Consider the following 17,270-nt stretch of genomic DNA (forward strand, 5'->3'; position numbering starts at 1 on the left):
ACCAGGCAACCAGTTCAGCAGTCCCTAGGCCTGCAACCGGTGCGGCAGCATCGGCGAGATCAGCGCCGGGCAGTAGGTCGCGATCGCGACGATGGTGAACGCGGCCGCCCGTTCCCGCGGCAGACCGTTGAGCTCCGCCATCTCCTCGACGATGGCGTCGAACGATCCGCCGGGCGAAAGCGCCTTCGGACATACCGAGCGGCCGAGGGCTACCGCGGTAGAGGGCTGAGTGTAGGGAACGCCCGCATTGTTCAGCGCGTTCAGAAACGCGTTGCCCAACATGTCGGCGTGGATCGGCGCCGCAACCGTGGCCGACACCCCGAACACGCCTGCGGCCAGGGCCAGAAGCCGGAAGGCGATCGCGGGTGCGGTCATCGTGACAACAGTGCTCAACAACTGTCACAACCGCAACACGGTGAGGTAAAGGTTTGCCCACTACCGCGTTTTGCCGGCGCCTGCCGGCGGCGTGCGGGCTAATGCGTTCGATGTCCCCCACCCGGTGGACGTCAGCCCTCATCCCGACGGCGGAACCGGTTTTCCGCCGCTCATCGGCCGGCAGTGGGATACCTCGGTGGTTGCGTGCAGCCAAGAATTGTCCTCGTACGGCATCACAAGCGAGAAAGGAACGCCACATGGCCTACGAGACCCTGTTCTGCGAGACCGAGTGCGCCTACACCATCCCGTTGTTCGCGGTGGGCGACGCCAGCGAGTGACCTGACTCCCAGCGGGGTCTCATCGCCTTCCCTCCCCCCTCCCCGCGCGATGAGATCCCGCTGGATTTTTCCTGTCGAACCCGACCGAATGCACTCCATTGATGCCCTTACTCAGTAGCGTGAAGCCCATGTCGGAAACGCCCGGCCGCGGCACCGCACCGGCCAGTGGCCCAGATTGGTCATATTGGCCCGCACGGGTATTGGGCCACGCCGACCCGCTCAAGATCGGCCACCACGCGGGTACCCACCGCATCATCTCCCCGGACCGGACATGGGCGGCCATCCAGCCGCTGCTGACCGCCGCCGGCATCACCCGGGTCGCCGATCTCACCTGGCTCGACGACCTCGGAATTCCGACCGTGCAAGCGGTGCGCCCCGCGTCGCTGACGCTGTCGGTGAGCCAGGGTAAGGCCACCACCTACCGGGCCGCTCAGGTGTCCGCCGCTATGGAATCCCTGGAGAACTGGCACGTCGAGAATATCGAGCCCGACCTATTATCAACGCCCACAACGGAACTCACCGACGCTCTGACCTATGACCCGGCTGACCTCAACCGGCCGGCAGGCAGTTTCTATCACCCGGGCGCCAAGCTCGACTGGATGGTGGCGACGACCCTGCTGACCGGCCGCCGAACCTGGGTGCCGTGGCTGGCCACCGTGGTGAACATCTCGGTCAACGACTCCTGGGGCCCACCGATCTTCGGCATGGACACAACAGGATTGGCGTCAGGGAACAGCTACCACGAGGCCACCCTGCACGGCCTCTACGAGATCATGGAGCGGTACGGCATGGCCGCCGCTCAGCCGGGGATAACACTGTTCGAGGTGCCGATCGAGGACGTCATGCGCTCGGAGTGCGCGGAACTGGTCGACATGATCCACCGCGCGGGAAGCGAACTTCAGGTGGCCCGGATGGACGTCTGGGACGACTTCTACTGTTTCGCCGCCGAGATCACCTCACCCATGATGGAGATCCCGTTCAGCGGCAGCGGACTGCACCACGATCCCAATGTCGCTCTGTCCCGGGCCATTACCGAAGCCGCGCAGTCGCGCCTGACCGCGATCAGCGGAGCCCGCGAGGATCTGCCCTCGGCGATCTACCAGAGATTCGCCCGGGTGCACACTTTCGCGCCTGCCCGAAAGTCCATGCAGCCGATGCCCGAAGCCGAGCCCACGCCCTGGCACATCTCGAGCACCGACTCGCTCGCGGAACTGCTCGCCACGGCGGCGACGGCCGTCGCGGCGGTGGCCGGCGCCGAGCCACTTGCGGTGGTGTGCGACTCTCCCGATGCCTGCGTACCCGTCGTCAAGGTGATCGCGCCCGGTATGTCCGCGACGGTGCAATCGCCCTTGCGCACCCCGCTGCAGGAGCACGCATGACCGCCGACGCTCGCATCGTCGTGACCGCGGGGCCCACCATCGGCGCCGAAGACATTCACGCGGTGATCCCGCATGCCGAAGTGGTGCCGCCGATTTCGTTCGGCGACGCGCTGCGCTACGGGTTGCGTTCCGGCGACACGCTGCTCATCGTCGACGGCCTGTTCTTTCAGAGCGCGTCGGTCCGGCACAAGGAACTACTGACCCTGATGGACGACGGAGTGCGCGTGGTCGGCTCATCGAGCATGGGTGCGCTGCGCGCCGCGGAGCTGCATCCGTTCGGCATGGAGGGTTACGGGTGGGTCTTCGAGGGCTACCGCGACGGCATCATCGACGCCGACGATGAAGTCGGCATGGTGCACGGCGATCCCGAGGACGGGTACCCGGTCTTTGTGGACGCCCTGGTCAACATCCGCCAAACGGTTTCCCACGCAGTCAAATCCGGTGTCCTGCCGCCGGCGACGGCCGAACAGCTCATCGAGATTGCCCGCCGCACACCCTTCACCCAGCGCACCTGGAATCGGCTGCTCGAATCCTCGGGAGCGCCGGAAAGCCCCGCGCTGGCCAGGCAATTGAAGGGGATGCGGATCGACGTCAAGCACGCCGACGCGGTACTGGCACTGCGGGAAGTCATCCGCGGCCCCAGAAACGTCGCAGTGCGTCCCAGTCCGCCCCCGACGGTGTGGTCGGAGCGTTGGCGGCAACGGTGGGCGCCGCCCACACCCGTTGAAGTGACGCCCGGGAGCAGGGACGTCGTCGACATCCTTGATGTCGACGTGCTTTCGCTGCTGAGCGTGTGCGCCACCGACCGCTGGGCCTACCGCCCGGCCCTGGAACAGGTGGCTGCCTGGTACTGGAACCTGACGCATCCCGGCGACCAGGGCAGCGTCCGCGACCGCGCATCACGGGCCATCGACAGCCTCGGCGAGGGCGAAAACGAGCGCGCGCTGGAGACCGTCGCCCACCACTACGCGATGGCCTCGGGAATCATCGATGCCTCGGGATTTCCCGAAGACGTTCGTGCCCACTGGCTTACCGACGAGGAACGCCGACGGTTCGTCGACGACCCCATCTCGGTTTCGGCACGGTTGACCACCCGCACCCTGTTCTTCACCCGGTCGCTGCCGGCGATCCAACACTTCCTGGAACTGCTGCGCGCGGATCCCCGGCTGCCCGAGTGGCGCACGATGGCCGCGCACGCGTTGGCCCGTCGCGACGACTTGGCCCGGCAGAAGCCGAATCTGAACCTGCGACGGCCCGACCCCACGCAGCTGAAGCGCTTGTTCGGGATGCGCTGGGGCACCGAGGTAGACCACATCGAAATCGCGCAACGCGGCCTGATGACCAACGACGCGTTCTACAACGCCGCCAGCCTGTTCGCGGTGGCGGCCGCAGACGACCAGCTGCCCTCGATTCAGGTCGGCATTCTGGGGGGCTAGACCTTCTCCACGCCCGCGACGTTCCGCTTCCCGCGGCGCAGCACCAGCCACCGCCCGTGCAGGAAATCCGTTGGCCGCGGCGACCATTCCTCGCTGCTGACGCGAATGTTGTTGACCGACACCCCACCCTCGCCGATGGTGCGCCGCGCGGCTTTGCGGCTCTCGGACAGGCCGCTGGCCACCAATAGGTCGACTATCCCGTCCGGCTCTCCGGGTTTCAGCTCCGCCACCGCCGTCTCGCGCAACGCCGACGACAAGGTGGCCTCGTCCAGCCGGTCCAGCTCCCCCTGCCCGAACAACGCCCGACTGGCGTGCTGCACGGCCTCGGTGGCTGCCTCGCCGTGGACGAGCGTGGTGAGTTCGGCGGCGAGCCGGCGTTGCGCGGCGCGCTGTTGGGGGCGCTCCGCGGTCGCCTGTTCCAATTCGGCGAGTTCATCGGCCGACAGAAACGTGAACCAGCGCAGGTAGCGGATGACGTCCGCGTCCGCGGTGTTGACGAAGTACTGGTACCACGCGTACGGGCTGGTCATCTGCGGGTCCAGCCACAGGCTGCCGCCACCGGTGGACTTGCCGAATTTCTTACCGTCGGCGGACGTCACCAGCGGCACCGTGAGCGCATGCACTGCGGCACCCAGTTTTTGGCGTACCAGGCGGACCCCGGCGATGATGTTGCCCCACTGATCCGACCCGCCGATCTGCAGTGAGCAGCCGTGCCGGCGACGCAGTTCGACGAAGTCGTTGGCCTGCAACAGCATGTAGCTGAACTCGGTGTAGGAGATGCCCTCCCCCTCCAGCCGACGCCGCACGGTGTCGCGATCGAGCATCACGTTCACCGAGAAGTGCTTGCCGATGTCGCGCAGGAATTCGATGGCCGACAGCTCACTGGTCCATTCCAGGTTGTTCTCGACGATCGCGCCGGTCGGTGAATCGTCGAAGTCGACGAAGCGCTCCAGCTGCCCACGGATCCGCTCGGCCCATTCGGCGACCGTGTCGGCCTCCTGCAGACTGCGCTCGCCCACCTCACGCGGATCGCCGATCATGCCGGTGGCCCCACCCGCCAGCACGATCGGCCGGTGCCCGGCGCGCTGGAATCGACGCAATGCCAGTAGCGGCACCAGGTGCCCGGCGTGCAGGCTCGCCGCCGTCGGGTCGAATCCGGCGTACACGGTCATCGGTCCGCGCTGCGCCTCGGCGGCCAGCGCGTCGAGGTCGGTGGACTGCGCGATCAGTCCACGCCAGCCCAACTCGTCGAGAATCCCGGACGACTCGTTACCCATGGCTGCGATCCTTCCAGGGCGGTAGCGGGCCGGTGCGCGCCGGATGCGTTCAGGCTGATTCCAGCCGGTTGCCCGGCAACGGCCATCGGGTAGTTTGCGGAGGGTTATGGATAACCGCTTCTTCCCGTTGGTCGTGGTGGCGATCATGCTCGCCCTGGGCCTGACGCTCACCGTGGCGGACTTCAAACGGGCCGCCACCCTGCGCCGCCCGCTGCTGGTGGCGCTGCTGTGCCAATCCGTCCTGCTCCCGCTGCTGTGCCTGCTGGTCGCCGAGGTTCTCGATCTGCAGCCCAACCTGGCGGTCGGGCTGATGCTGATGGCCGCCACGCCGGGCGGGACGTTGGCGAATGTCCTGAGCCATCTGGCCGACGGGGACCTGGCCCTGAACCTCACCCTCACCGCGGTCAACGCCGTGCTGTCGATCTTCGCGATACCCGCGATCCTGGCGTTGTCGATGACGTGGTTCCTCGGTGACGGACGCTTCATCCCGCTGCAGTTCGACAAGTTCCTCGGGGTGTTCGCGGTCGTGCTGATCCCCACAGCCATCGGTGTAGGCATCCGGCACCGTTTCCCCGATCTCGCCGGGCGACTGCACAAGCCGGTCCGGATCGCCGCGGCGGTGCTGCTGGTGGTCGCCCTGGCGGCGGGAATCGCCGGCGGCCGCGCGACGCTGACGAAGAATGTCGGTGTGCTCAGCGCGGCCGTCGTCGCGTTCTGCGCGATCAGTCTGACGGTCGGATACCTCGCGCCCCGCTGGATGCGCCTGGCGCCGCGCCAGGCCATCGCGGTGAGCCTGGAGATCGGCTTGCACAATGCCGTGGTGGCGATCGGCATCGCCATGAGTCCGCAACTGCTCAACAATGCCGAAATGGCGACACCGCCGGCCGTTTACGGTGTTCTTGCGCCGTTGGTGGCGCTGACGTTCCTGTTCGTCGTGCGCCGGCTCGATCCCGCGTATCGAGGCGCTGCCCGACGCGAGACCTAGTCGCTGGCGCCCGGCGCCGGCGCCCGCGGGCTTCGCCGGTAGGCCGACACCTCCGGCCGGCCGGCGAGCCACAGCCGCCACGGCCGGTCCGCGGCCTGGCTGACCCCCACCCGGGGACCCGCGGTCGCCGTCAGCGGTGCGCTGAGTTGCAACGTCACCGGGCCGCGCGGGTCGAACAGGTCGATCCCGTTGTCGTCCATGGTGATTCCCAGTGCCGCGCACAGGTTTCCCGGACCGCGGGCCAGCGCGCTGCCGCGTACCGCCGCCCCGCGCCGGGCCCGCGCCACGTCGGCACCATCCTCGATCGCGCAAGCCCGCAACAGGACCGCGGCGGCGGTGCCGTCCGGTCCGCACGCGACATTGGCGCAGACGTGGATGCCGTGGCTGCGGTAGGTGTAGAGCCGCCCGGGTGGACCGAACATGACGGCGTTGCGGTCTCGGATGCCCCGGTAGGAGTGTGCCGCGGCGTCCGGCCAGGGTCCGTCCGGGATTCCGCCGTATGCCTCTACCTCGACGACCAGCGCCGTCACCCCCCTGGCCCGCAGCGTGGCACCGAGTAGCCGGTGGGCGGCCCCGACCGGATCCACCAGTAGTTCGGTAGCGCTCACCGAACCGATTCTGCCCGGCTCTTGACAACCGCCGGACAAAGGGCGGATATTCATCACATGATGACTTCATCGCATGATGAATTAACGGGTCCGGCCGTCAGCATCGAACACCTGCGGGTCAACCGCGGCAAACGAACTGCGCTGCATGACTTCTCCGTGCAGATCGGCCGGGGCAGCATCACCGGCCTGCTGGGACCATCCGGATGCGGCAAGACCACGCTGATGCGCAGCATCGTCGGCACCCAGATCGTGACCGCCGGCACCGTCACCGTGCTCGGGCACCGGGCCGGCTCGGCCGCGCTGCGCCGACGGGTCGGCTACGTGCCACAGGACCCGACCATCTACCACGACCTGCGGGTCGTCGACAACGTGCGCTATTTCGCCAGCCTGTACGGCTATGACGCGGACGCCGCCGACAACGCCATCGAGCGTGTCGGCCTGACCGATCACCGGACCGCCTACTGCGGCAACTTGTCCGGCGGACAGCGCACCCGGGTGTCCCTGGCCTGCGCGCTGGTCTGCGGCCCCGAACTGCTGGTCCTCGACGAACCTACCGTGGGGCTGGATCCCGTTCTCCGCGTTGATCTTTGGTCTCAATTCAACGAACTGGCGCGGACTGGCACCACACTGCTGGTCTCCAGTCACGTGATGGACGAGGCCGATCACTGCGGCGATCTGTTGCTGATGCGCGAAGGCCGCCTGGTCGCCCACACGACCCCGACCCAACTACGAGAGGACACGTCGTGCACGTCACTGGAGGAAGCGTTTCTGTCCATCATCCGGCGCAGCACAGAGCGCCGAGCCGGCTAGGCATCAAGGGCTACACCGCCACCACGGCGCGAATCCTGCGCCAACTGGCTGCCGACCACCGCAGCGTGGCGATGATCCTGGTGGTGCCCGTCGTGGTGATCACGTTGATGTACTTCATGTTTCAGAACGCTCCGCACCGACCGGGCATGCCGACGCCGTTCAACAACACCTGCCTGATCCTGCTGGGCCTTTTCCCGCTGTTCGTCATGTTCATCATCACCTCGATCACGATGCAACGCGAACGCGCTTCCGGGACGCTGGAACGCATCCTCACCACCCCCCTGCGGCGGCTCGATCTGCTGATGGCCTACGGCACCGCATTCTCGGTTGCCGCCGCGGCCCAGGCCGTGGTGGCCTGTCTCGTTTCGTTCTGGTTCCTGGGCTTTCACACCGAAGGAAGCCCGTTGTGGGTCTTTGTGATCGCCGTGATCAACGCGATTCTGGGCGTGGGCCTGGGGCTGCTGTTCAGCGCCTTCGCGCGCACCGAGTTCCAGGCCGTGCAGTTCATACCGCTGGTCATGGTCCCGCAGTTGCTGCTGGCGGGTGTGATCGTGCCGCGCAGCGCGATGCCCGATTGGTTGCACTGGGTCAGCGACGCCATGCCGGCCAGCTATGCGCTCGAGGCTCTACAGCAGGTGGGTGCGCACACCGGGCTGACGGCCGTTACGGTGCGTGACATGGTTGTCGTGCTGAGCTTCGCCCTGGCGTCCCTGTGCCTGGCCGCCGTGACGCTGCGCCGGAGGACGCCCTAGCGTGGCAGGCCGGCGTCCGGGACGGCCCGCCGGAAACTCCGACAGCCGGGACCGCATCCTGTCCAGCGCCCGAGAGTTGTTCGCGGTCAATGGTTTCGACCGTACCTCGATCCGGGCGGTAGCCAGGGAAGCCGGCGTCGATTCCGCCCTGGTGCACCACTACTTCGGGACCAAGGAACAGCTGTTCGCCGCTGCGATCCACATTCCGGTCGACCCGATGCAGGTGATCGGGCCGCTAATGGAAGTCCCGGTCGAGGAGTTGGGGTGCAAGCTGCCGTCGCTGTTGCTGCCGCTGTGGGACTCCGAACTGGGCGCCGGGCTGATCGCCACGCTGCGCTCGCTGATCTCGGGCGACGATGTGGGCCTGGCGCGTTCGTTTCTGCAGGAGATCGTCGGCGGCGCGGTGGGGTCGCGGGTCGACGATCCACCGGGGACGGGCAAGCTGCGCACCCAGTTCGTCGCCTCACAGCTGATGGGCGTGGTGATGGCGCGCTACATCATCAAGGTGGAGCCGTTCGCGTCACTGCCCACCGAGCAGATCGTGGCGACCATCGCGCCGAACCTGCAGCGCTACCTCACCGGGGATCTGCCGGAGGGCCTCACGCCGTAAGCCGGGCGTGTTCCTCGTCGTCAACGTCGCGGGCCTCGTCGACCAGCAGCACCGGGATGCCGTCGTCGATGCGGTAGGCGCGGCGCAGCCTCGGGTTGTAGAGCTCCCGGCCCTCATTCACCAGCTGCAACGGGCCGCGATCGGCCGGGCACACCAGGATGTTCAGCAGGGTGTCGTCAAGCATCGGCATTTACTTGCTTTCCGCTGAGCTCGGCGCGTGCCGCCGGGGTCAGCTTGCGGAATTCGTTGGTGGCGGCGTCGAAGTACCATGCCTGACGCCCGGATTTCGGGATCCCGGCCGCCCGCAGGGCACTGACGGTGGGCCGGAAGGTCGCACTGAGCAACATCTTAGGCACCACGTGCACGATGTCGGGGCCGAGTCCGACCGGCATGCCCTCGATGGCCTCGGTGAGGTCGGCCGCGGTGATCGTCGCGCCTGGCCGCAGCGTCACCGCGGCCACCGCCAACTGCCGATCACCGGCCGACACCCCGTAGGTCACCGCCAGATCGACAGCGCTGATCAGGCCCAGCGCGTCGACGACAAGCTCGGCGTACACCATGCCCCGCACCGTGCGGATCACCGCGCCGCGCCGGCCGGCCAGCCAGAAGTCGCCGTCCTCGTCACGGCGGAACAGGTACTCGGTGGAGATCCAGGTGTCGGCGGGAGCGAACACCCCGCGCTTGACCGATGCGGTGGGGTCGATCGGCCCGCGCGACTGCGCGAGCAGCACGCCGATCTGGTTGGTGGCGGCCACCTGCACGAAGCCGTCGTCATTCTCCAGGATCAGGTCGTTCTCCGGGTCGTACGCGCCGAGTTCGACCCGGCCGGCGCCGGGCAGCGGCCGGCCCTTGCTGCCGACCTTGGCACCCGAGACGTTGGCCAGGACGGCCTGGCCGTCGGTGGTGGCGAAGAACTCGACGACGTGCGCGGGCGCGAAGGCGTCGACGACCCGCTCCCACAGCCCGGTCGGCATGCCCGAACCGATGAACAACCGCACCGGATGGTTGCCGTGCAACCCGAACTCCGGGTCGTCGACCACGTCGCGCAGCATGGCCCACGTGTAGGACACCACCGTGACGCCATACTGACGGATCTCGGCGACGAACCGGTCCGGGCGCAGCCCACGGGACAGCGCGATGCGGGTGCCGCCGACCACCGCCCCGCCCAGGCTGACCAGTAGCGCGGACTCGTGGTGCAGCGGTGTGAGGCAGTACACGGTGTCCTTGCGGTCCAGCGCGGCCGTCGAGGCGGTACCGAACGCCGACAGGGCCCACCGGAAGTTGGTGATCTGCTTGGCGACCAGTTCGCCGCCGGCGGCGTTGAACGCGATGAAGGCCAGGTCGCGCGCGAATCCGGGGTTGGCGCGGTACCAGGCGGGCAGTTGCACCGCGTCGGGGTCGATCTGCTCCATGTCGATGACGTCCGCGTCGTCGGGCAGGTGCAGATCACGCGACTCGCCGCCACCCAGCACCAGAATCTGGCCCGGAAGTTGGCGTGCCGCTTCGAGGTTGGTCGGGTCGGTCAGGATCTCGCTGACCGCCCCGAGCCGGACCTGCGCGGCCAGGTCGGCGTCCTCGCGCATCAGCACGGCCACGCCGCCCAGCCTGGACAGCGCGGCGATCGCGACCAGCGCGCTGGGCCGGGTGGCCATTAGGACACCCACCCGGTCGCCCTGGCGCACCCCGACCTCGATCAGGCCGCGGACGACGTTGTTGATGCGCTTGTTGACCGCTTCGTAGGTGTGCACGCGACCGTCGAACAACAGGAATTCGCCCTGCGGGGCGTCGTGGGCCTGCTCATCGATGATGCGGCCCAACGAGATTCGGGTGTGGTCGTTGAGCTGTCCCAGTCGCGCCAGCCGGGGCAGGGTGCGAACGGTCTCCACGGCCAGGGTGCGCATGGAGCGGTTGGCCGCGACGACGGCGTCGGCCGCACCGCGCGCCAGCGCCAGCGCCGCCTCGGAGACTTCACCGAGGCCGTGCGCGATGCGGGAGCTGAAAGCCACGCCGCTGTCGTTGTGTTCCTCGGGTTGCTCGACCATGAGGCTGATGCTGGCCGGCTTGTCGCCGTTGCTGGAGATCCAGCGCACCCACTCGGCGACGGTGGGCCAGCTCTGCAAAGCGGCACGGGATCCCACCACCAGGCCGAAATGGCCTGTGCGGATCAGGCATTCGTACACCTCGGTGTTCGGTGCGGCGCGCCGGATGCCGCGGACCGAGGCGGGTTGGCCGATATCGTCGACCTCGCCGACGAAAGCCAGGATCGGACAGGTGATGTCGGTCAACGTCACCATCTGACCGTTGATCGCGAATCCGCCGGTCATCATGCGGTTGTGGGCGATGAACTGCTTGAGCAGCTCCGAGATCGCCGGGCCGGACCAGGCGATCCATCCCTCGCGTTCAAGGAACCTGCGCTGCTGTTCCCGCGGCAACAACGCCTCGCGGTCATGCAGCTGGCGGACGAAGTCGATGCGCGCCTGAGCCGTCTTGATCGGGTCCATCATCTGGAAACCGGTGCGCGCCATCCAACTTGGGATGTTGAGGCGGTTGAACACATGGTCGGCCATGAAGTCGGCGACGCCGGGCGCGATGTTCGCCGGAATGCCCATCGGCAGTGCGGCCAGGGTGTCGACAGGGGAACCGAACGCCACGATGCTGGCCAGGTTTCTCGACCGCCGATACGCCGCGACCTGGTAGCACCACATGCCGCCCTGGGAGTACCCGACCAGGTGCACGTCCTGGCCGGCGGTGTCCTTCACGGTGTCGATGGCCTGATCCAGCGCGACGATGTGGTCGGCCAGGGTGCGCCGCATGCCGCCCTCGACCTTGTCGGGTGACCCGAAGTCGATGACCCAGGGGTCCAGCCCGCTGGCGTGCAGGATGCCCACGGCACCGTCCTGCCGGGTCACATCCCACATGTCGGCCGACATCATCATCGGGTGCACCATCAGCACCGGCGGGCCGACCGGCGGCTGCCCGGGCCGGTTGTCCGGTGGGAAGTAGCGGCGCAGCTTGTACATCGGCACGCTCTCGACGACCTGGGACGGCGACGGGATGCTGCCCGTCTCCAGGCCACCCAGCCGGAGCACTTCCAGACCGTTCTGAGCGGTGGCTACCAGCCGCTCGACCGGCCGCGTGACCATCGAAAAATTGAGATCCACCACTGCTCCTCAATGCTCCTGACGTCGGCCTTGACCAGCGAGGACATCATGGCACATCGGGGATGGCGTGTGGTCTGGGTCACTGCGTTTACGCGCGGCGGCGGTCAGCGCCGTCGACCCGGGCGGGTCGAGCAGCTATGAGTGACATCGGGTTTCACGTCTGTCCGTCACCGGTTCCGCGTCGATCCGGCGCCGCATTCCCCGTCCCAGGTGCCCGGCAACATAGGAACCCGCGGGCCGCCGCCGAACTCGTCGTCGGCCAGCGCCGTCAGACCTGTCGCCGCGGCGCTGCGCTGCGACACCGTCCCGGGGAAACCTGCTCCCCTGACGCCCGACGCCGCGCCCTTCTCCGAAGCCGACACGTCGGGCTCCAGGTCCATGTACTCGTACCCCCGGCCGAGCTGGGCCACCTTCGCCCGCCGGCGTTTCGGGGCGCCCGCCGGTTCCGGGGGCGCCGCGGCGGCCGCAGGCTCGTCGGCGCTGTCCGGGTCCGGCGCCTTCTTGCGGCTGCCCGCACCCGCTGCCTTGCGGGCTACCGAGCCCAGGTCGCCCACCACATAGCCGAAGTTCTCCATGCCGGCCCCCAGACCCAGACCGACACCGGTACCGGTGAACGTCGGTGGTGCCGCGGTCGGCGGAGGAACTCCCGGCGCCGGAGCCGAGACCGTGGCCTCGGCCGGGGCGGGCGCGGGTGACGAGGTGGAGGTCGGCACCGTCGGCGCCAGGGCCGCCAACGGTGGAGTGACCGGCGGCGCGGCGGGTGGTGCCGGCACGGCGGCAGCGAGCGCGACCAGGCCTTTGATTCCGATCGGCGCCAGCACCGCGCCCGCCGCCAGTGGCACCAACGGCGCGGTCAGCAGCGGCACCACCACCGCGAGCAGCACGATGGTCTGCTCGAGCAGCGTCTTGAGCAGCGCGATGGTGTCGGTGATGACCGTGCCGATGATCTCCACCGTGACGAACAGGATGGTGAAACCGATCGTCGTGGGATTGCCCGAGGCGAACGCCGCGGTGAGATCCAGCGCCACGAATGAGAACATCTGCGACAAGAACAGCACGTACGTGCCGATATCCATCGGGTAACCCAGGGCGAATGCGACGTTGAACGGGCTGAAGTACGTCAGCGGATTGCCGAGGATGACCAGGTAGGGATCGAATCCCGAGAAGAGAGCTTGGAAGAACGGCAGGTTGGACAACGCGTCGATCAGCGGCTGAATGTAGTCGTCGTAGAAGTCGATGTAGCCGATGTCGGTCAGCCACTGATAGAAGTCGTTCTGCCGGTCCGGCGGCAGATCGTCGGCGGCCGCCAGCGCGCCGGTGTTGACGATCTCCGGCGCGGCGCTGGTCTGCGGCGCGGTGTCCACCGCCGCGTCGGCTATGCCCTGATAGGTGGTCATCACGGTGGCGGCCTGGATCCACATCCGCGCGTAGTCGGCCTCGTTGAGCGCGATCGGAATCGTGTTGATGCCAAAGAAATTGGTCGCCACCAGCCCCGCGTGCGTGGCGTGGTTGGCAGCCAGTTCCGCCAGTGTCGGCATGGTGGCCAGTGCGGTGGTCCAGGCGGCGGCCGCGGTTTCCTGCCGAACGGCCTGAGCGGCGCTGTTGGTCGCCGCTTGGGCGAGCCACGCCAGATACGGCAGGTGTGCCGCCACATAGGCGTGTGCCGTCGGGCCGCTCCAGTCACCGGCCTGCACGGCCGCCAGCACCCCGGTCAGGTCCTGCGCCGTCTGGGTGTAGGAGGTGCTCAGCGAACTCCACGCGGCTGCGGCGGCCAGTAGTGGCCCCGCACCGGGTCCGCTGCTGAGCAGCGCCGAATGCACCTCCGGGGGCGTGGCCATCCAGATCGGGGCGGTCACCGGACGACCGCTGGGATGGAGAGGGAAAGCGTTGTCAGCGTTGAGAAATCACAAAAAAGAAGCCGAGTAAACATCGGGCGACGATCGCTCTCTCGGGGTACACCGCCCCGGGTCGCAGGACGCGATGACGCGAGTATCCTGGCTCTCGGATCGCCGCTCGCCTCGCCTTCCAGCTAATCGCCGTGGCGTATGAGGGTCGCTCCCCGATTACAGTGGCGGGACCGCGCCGGTTTCGCACCGGCTTCCTGCATCGTCATTGCCTTACCGGTGCATTGTCGCATTCCGGCCGTCCGAGTGGTAGCCGACGAAGACCGTCAGCCTCAGTGCGCGACTCCGGCCGCATCGCCTGCTGCCGCGCCACCGGTTGAGGCCCGCTGGCGGGGCAAATGAGGGCGAAAGTCCCTAGGGTCGACGGCGCGGTTGCACGAGCGTATTCACCCAAGACCTCGATCGGGTGGGAGAACAACGATGTCGTATTTGGTCGCATTCCCCGAGATGTTCTCAGCGGCGGCAACGGATTTGGGGAGTATCGGATCGTCGCTGAACGAGGCACATGCAGCGGCGGCCGCCCGAACCACCGGGGTATTGGCCGCTGCCCAGGATGAGGTGTCGGCGGCGATTGCGGCGCTGTTCGGCGGCTACGCCCAGGATTATCAGGCGCTCGGCGCGCAAGCGGCGGTGTTTCACGCTGACTTGGTGCGAACGTTGGAGTCCGGTGCGGCCGCTTATGCGGCCGCCGAAGCCGCCAACGCAATGCCGCTTTCGGCCCAGTCGATAGCTGATGACCTGTTTGGGCTGATCAACGCTCCCAGCCAGGCGTTGACCGGCCGTCCACTGTTCGGCAACGGCGCCGACGGGGCGCCGGGCACCGGGCAAAACGGCGGTGAGGGCGGATGGCTGTGGGGCAACGGCGGCAATGGCGGGTCGGGTGCGCCCGGCGGCAACGGCGGCGCTGGCGGGTCGGCAGCCTTCTGGGGCCGCGGCGGTAATGGTGGCGCCGGGGGGACCGGCGTTGCCGGCGGTAACGGCGGTAACGGCGGCGCCGGCGGCGCTAACGGTCTGATCGGCGGCGGGTTAGGACCGTTCGGCGGCGCTACCGGCGGGGTCGGCGGGGCGGGCGGGGCAGGCGGAGTCGGCGTCGCGGGCGGGGCCGGCGGTAACGGCGGGGCCGGCGGTGTCGGCGGCGCTAACAGTCAGCTGTTGTCGCTGTGGGGCCATGGCGGGGCCGGCGGGGCCGGTGGCGCCGGCGGCGCCGGGGATGCCGGCGCGGACGGATCTGCCGGCGGTATCGGCACGACCGGTGGGCAGGGCGGGCTTGGTGGGGTCGGCGGGGCCGGCGGCGCCAACAAGGCATGGCTGGGCGGCACCGCCGGCAACGGTGGAGCCGGCGGCGTGGGCGGCGCCGGTGGCCTTGGCGGTCACGGTGGCAGCGGCGTCGGCTTCGGTGTGGACGGCGGGACCGGAGGTGACGGCGGCATGGGCGGTACCGCCGGTACAGCCGGTGCCGCCGGTGCCGCGGGAGGTCTATTCGGGGCCGCTGGGCAAGCCGGTAGCGCGGGCACCGGCGGCACCGGCGGCACGGGCGGCGCCGGTGGCGCCGGTGATGCCGGCGCCTCGGGCAGCGATGGCTATATCGGTGGGCACGGCGGCCACGGCGGCACCGGCGGCGCCAGCGTGAGCGGAACCGGCGGCAGGGCCGGGGACGGTGGCGCCGGGGGTGAGGGCGGCGCCGGTGGCGCCGACACCGGCGGTGGCGGAACTGTCGCCCCCGGTGGCGGCGCGGGCGGCCACGGCGGCGACGCAGGATCGCCGGGTAGCGGCATGGTGGCGGGCAGCGGCGGGGTCGGCGGAATGGGTGGCGGCGGTGGCGCCGGCAGCGACGGCATCGCCGGCGACATCGGCGGCACGGGCGGCACGGGCGGTCGCGGCGGCAACGCCACCGGTGCCGCAAGCGTCGGTGGTCATGGCGGCAGCGGCGGCACCGGCGGCACCGGCGGCACCGGCGGGGCCGGGGGCACCGGTGGCATTGCGGAGAACTACGGAACCGGAAATGTCACCGGCGGCGCCGGCGGGGCCGGCGGGGCCGCCGCCGATGGCACCGGCGGGTCCGGTGGCGACGCCGGTTACGCGAACATCTATGACAGCGCCTCTACCGGCACTGCCACCGGCGGCAACGGTGGAGCCGGCGGCGATGGCGGCACCGGCGGTCGTGGCGGCAACGGTGCTAATGCGTTCACGCGAGGAATCGGCCACGTCAGCCCCGGCACCGGCGGAGACGGCGGAACCGGCACCACCGGTCACGGTGGCGGCGGTGGCACCGGCGGTGGTGCGCAGATCGATAACAGCGCCTCGACGGTCACCGCTGTCGGCGCCCACGGTGGAGCCGGCGGTGACGCCACCGGTGGTACCGGCACCGGTGGGTATGGGGGCCGGGGCGGCTTCGCGGAAACCTCCGGGACCGGAGACGCCATTGGTGGCGCCCCCGGGGCGGGCGGCGCCGGCTACAACGGGGGCGCGGGCGGCGCCGGTGGCGACGCGATCGTCATGCGAACCGGACAGGCCCACGGCGCCAACGGTGCGAACGGCAGCAATGGCAACGGCGGTGCCGGTGGTGCCGGCGGTGCCGGCGGTGACAGCGTCAGCGTCGCGTCAGGCACCGCCACCGGCGGCAACGGCGGGTCCGGTGGCGACGGCACCACCGGCGGCGACGGCGGGCACGGCGGGGAGGCGCTCACGCAGGGAACCGGACACCTTGCCCCCGGCGCCGGCGGGGCGGGCGGCGACGGGACATCCGGTGACGGCGGCAACGGCGGTGACGGCGGCCGCGCCTACATCGACAGCGCCACCTCGAACGCTGACGCCGTCGGCGGTCTCGGCGGCGCCGGCGGCAGCACCACAAGCGGCACCGGCGGCGCGGGCGGGTGGGGCGGTCACGCGGTCAACTACGGCTCCGGAGATGCCATCGGCGGCACCCCCGGAGCCGGCGGCACCGGCTTTAGCGGCGGCCCCGGTGGCCGCGGCGGTAACGCGTTCAACTACGGAACCGGAGACGCCATCGGTAGCGACGGCGTGAACGGCACCGGTGGCGCCGGCGGCACCGGCGGCATTGGCGGCAGCGGCGGCGCCGGGTGGGTCCGGAACAGCACCTCTGCGGCCACGGCCACCGGCGGCGATGCCGGGTCCGGCGGTAGTGGCGCCAACGGCGGGGAAGGCGGCAGCGGCGGCTATGCGTTCACCGCTGGAACCGGAAACGCTATCGCCGGCACCGGAGGGGTGGGCGGCACCGGCACCACCGGTTACGGCGGCGACGGCGGGTGGGGTGGTTCCGCGGAAATCGAGAACAGCGCCTCGGCCGCCAGCGCCACCGGCGGCTTCGGCGGCCGGGGCGGCAACGCCACCGGCACCGCTACCGGTGGTGATGGCGGAATCGGCGGCACCGCCTACAACTACGGAACCGGAACTTCTACCGGCGGCAACGGCGGCGACGGCGGCACCGACGGCGCAACCGGCGGCTCTGGCGGCAATGGCGGCGACGCGTTCGCAGCTATTCTGGCCAATGCCATTGCCGGGGCCGGCGGTATACCCGGAGGACTTCCCGGTACCACCGGAAAACTGTGACGCGTCGCCACCGGCCAAATCGACCCGCTGAGGTGACGAGGCAGTCCGCGCGCTGACGAAGCCGG

The 17,270-nt window shown here is 69.3% G+C and carries 13 protein-coding genes and 1 riboswitch; of the genes, 7 read left to right on the forward strand and 6 right to left on the reverse strand.

Features of this window, described 5'->3' with window-relative positions; genetic code table 11:
* Nucleotides 1-24: 24 nt before the first annotated feature.
* Entirely contained in the window at nucleotides 25-375 is a 351-nt protein-coding gene (locus ACNQS7_RS04630) for a DUF732 domain-containing protein (protein WP_418011626.1), read from the reverse strand.
* Nucleotides 376-841: 466 nt separating this feature from the next.
* Between ACNQS7_RS04630 and ACNQS7_RS04635 the strand changes: the two genes are divergently transcribed.
* Nucleotides 842-2,092 (forward strand): YcaO-like family protein, encoded by a 1,251-nt coding sequence (locus tag ACNQS7_RS04635; RefSeq protein WP_418011627.1) that lies wholly within the window; start codon nucleotides 842-844, stop codon nucleotides 2,090-2,092.
* Nucleotides 2,089-3,528, forward strand: a complete 1,440-nt coding sequence (locus ACNQS7_RS04640) for a TfuA-like protein (protein ID WP_418011628.1) — start codon at nucleotides 2,089-2,091, stop codon at nucleotides 3,526-3,528. The genes ACNQS7_RS04635 and ACNQS7_RS04640 overlap by 4 nt, the downstream gene beginning before the upstream one ends.
* Here the strand turns inward: ACNQS7_RS04640 and tyrS are convergent.
* On the reverse strand, nucleotides 3,525-4,805 hold the full coding sequence (gene tyrS, locus ACNQS7_RS04645; RefSeq protein WP_418011629.1) for a tyrosine--tRNA ligase: 1,281 nt from the start codon (nucleotides 4,803-4,805) through the stop codon (nucleotides 3,525-3,527). The genes ACNQS7_RS04640 and tyrS overlap by 4 nt on opposite strands.
* Nucleotides 4,806-4,911: 106 nt before the next feature.
* Between tyrS and ACNQS7_RS04650 the strand changes: the two genes are divergently transcribed.
* Nucleotides 4,912-5,790: a bile acid:sodium symporter family protein gene (locus tag ACNQS7_RS04650; protein WP_418011630.1), complete on the forward strand. Its 879-nt coding sequence runs from the start codon at nucleotides 4,912-4,914 to the stop codon at nucleotides 5,788-5,790.
* Here ACNQS7_RS04650 and ACNQS7_RS04655 read toward each other — a convergent pair.
* Entirely contained in the window at nucleotides 5,787-6,398 is a 612-nt protein-coding gene (locus ACNQS7_RS04655; protein WP_418011631.1) for a DNA-3-methyladenine glycosylase, read from the reverse strand. The two genes, ACNQS7_RS04650 and ACNQS7_RS04655, sit on opposite strands and share 4 nt — an antisense overlap.
* 57 nt (nucleotides 6,399-6,455) lie before the next feature.
* Between ACNQS7_RS04655 and ACNQS7_RS04660 the strand changes: the two genes are divergently transcribed.
* The 3 genes from ACNQS7_RS04660 to ACNQS7_RS04670 are packed head-to-tail and all read left to right on the forward strand — an operon-like array spanning nucleotide 6,456 to nucleotide 8,570.
* A complete protein-coding gene (locus tag ACNQS7_RS04660) occupies nucleotides 6,456-7,208 on the forward strand; it encodes an ABC transporter ATP-binding protein (protein WP_418011632.1) in 753 nt (250 codons plus the stop codon).
* Nucleotides 7,209-7,210: 2 nt separating this feature from the next.
* Nucleotides 7,211-7,960, forward strand: coding sequence for an ABC transporter permease (locus ACNQS7_RS04665; protein ID WP_418015879.1), 750 nt, complete (start codon nucleotides 7,211-7,213; stop codon nucleotides 7,958-7,960).
* Nucleotide 7,961: 1 nt separating this feature from the next.
* Nucleotides 7,962-8,570, forward strand: coding sequence for a TetR family transcriptional regulator (locus ACNQS7_RS04670; RefSeq protein WP_418011633.1), 609 nt, complete (start codon nucleotides 7,962-7,964; stop codon nucleotides 8,568-8,570).
* On the opposite strand, the gene ACNQS7_RS04675 is transcribed toward ACNQS7_RS04670, so the two are convergent.
* From ACNQS7_RS04675 to ACNQS7_RS04685, 3 genes are all read right to left on the reverse strand, one after another.
* Nucleotides 8,560-8,754 (reverse strand): Trm112 family protein, encoded by a 195-nt coding sequence (locus tag ACNQS7_RS04675; protein ID WP_418011634.1) that lies wholly within the window; start codon nucleotides 8,752-8,754, stop codon nucleotides 8,560-8,562. The two genes, ACNQS7_RS04670 and ACNQS7_RS04675, sit on opposite strands and share 11 nt — an antisense overlap.
* Complete coding sequence (locus tag ACNQS7_RS04680) at nucleotides 8,747-11,734, reverse strand: acyl-CoA synthetase (protein WP_418011635.1); 2,988 nt, start codon at nucleotides 11,732-11,734, stop codon at nucleotides 8,747-8,749. Before ACNQS7_RS04680 ends, ACNQS7_RS04675 begins: the two co-directional genes overlap by 8 nt.
* A gap of 164 nt (nucleotides 11,735-11,898) precedes the next feature.
* The gene (locus ACNQS7_RS04685; protein ID WP_418011636.1) at nucleotides 11,899-13,587 is read right to left on the reverse strand and encodes a PPE domain-containing protein; all 1,689 of its coding nucleotides are present in this window, start codon (nucleotides 13,585-13,587) and stop codon (nucleotides 11,899-11,901) included.
* 110 nt (nucleotides 13,588-13,697) lie between these two features.
* Nucleotides 13,698-13,877: riboswitch (cobalamin riboswitch) on the reverse strand.
* Nucleotides 13,878-14,055: 178 nt separating this feature from the next.
* On the opposite strand from ACNQS7_RS04685, the gene ACNQS7_RS04690 reads away from it, so the two are divergent.
* Nucleotides 14,056-17,205 (forward strand): PE family protein, encoded by a 3,150-nt coding sequence (locus tag ACNQS7_RS04690; protein WP_418011637.1) that lies wholly within the window; start codon nucleotides 14,056-14,058, stop codon nucleotides 17,203-17,205.
* Nucleotides 17,206-17,270 lie beyond the last annotated feature (65 nt).

Source organism: Mycobacterium sp. 23, from assembly GCF_048287075.1.
In the GTDB taxonomy this organism is placed as follows: Bacteria; Actinomycetota; Actinomycetes; order Mycobacteriales; family Mycobacteriaceae; genus Mycobacterium; species Mycobacterium gordonae_B.

What these genes read in the sequence shown, in the direction of transcription:
- ACNQS7_RS04635 (WP_418011627.1), top strand. Translation starts at nt 842, where the DNA reads ATGTCGGAAACGCCCGGCCGCGGCACCGCACCGGCCAGTGGCCCAGAT.
- ACNQS7_RS04640 (WP_418011628.1), top strand. Translation starts at nt 2,089, where the DNA reads ATGACCGCCGACGCTCGCATCGTCGTGACCGCGGGGCCCACCATCGGC.
- ACNQS7_RS04675 (WP_418011634.1), bottom strand. Translation starts at nt 8,754, where the DNA reads ATGCTTGACGACACCCTGCTGAACATCCTGGTGTGCCCGGCCGATCGC.
- tyrS (WP_418011629.1), bottom strand. Translation starts at nt 4,805, where the DNA reads ATGGGTAACGAGTCGTCCGGGATTCTCGACGAGTTGGGCTGGCGTGGA.
- ACNQS7_RS04690 (WP_418011637.1), top strand. Translation starts at nt 14,056, where the DNA reads ATGTCGTATTTGGTCGCATTCCCCGAGATGTTCTCAGCGGCGGCAACG.
- ACNQS7_RS04650 (WP_418011630.1), top strand. Translation starts at nt 4,912, where the DNA reads ATGGATAACCGCTTCTTCCCGTTGGTCGTGGTGGCGATCATGCTCGCC.
- ACNQS7_RS04630 (WP_418011626.1), bottom strand. Translation starts at nt 375, where the DNA reads ATGACCGCACCCGCGATCGCCTTCCGGCTTCTGGCCCTGGCCGCAGGC.
- ACNQS7_RS04660 (WP_418011632.1), top strand. Translation starts at nt 6,456, where the DNA reads ATGATGACTTCATCGCATGATGAATTAACGGGTCCGGCCGTCAGCATC.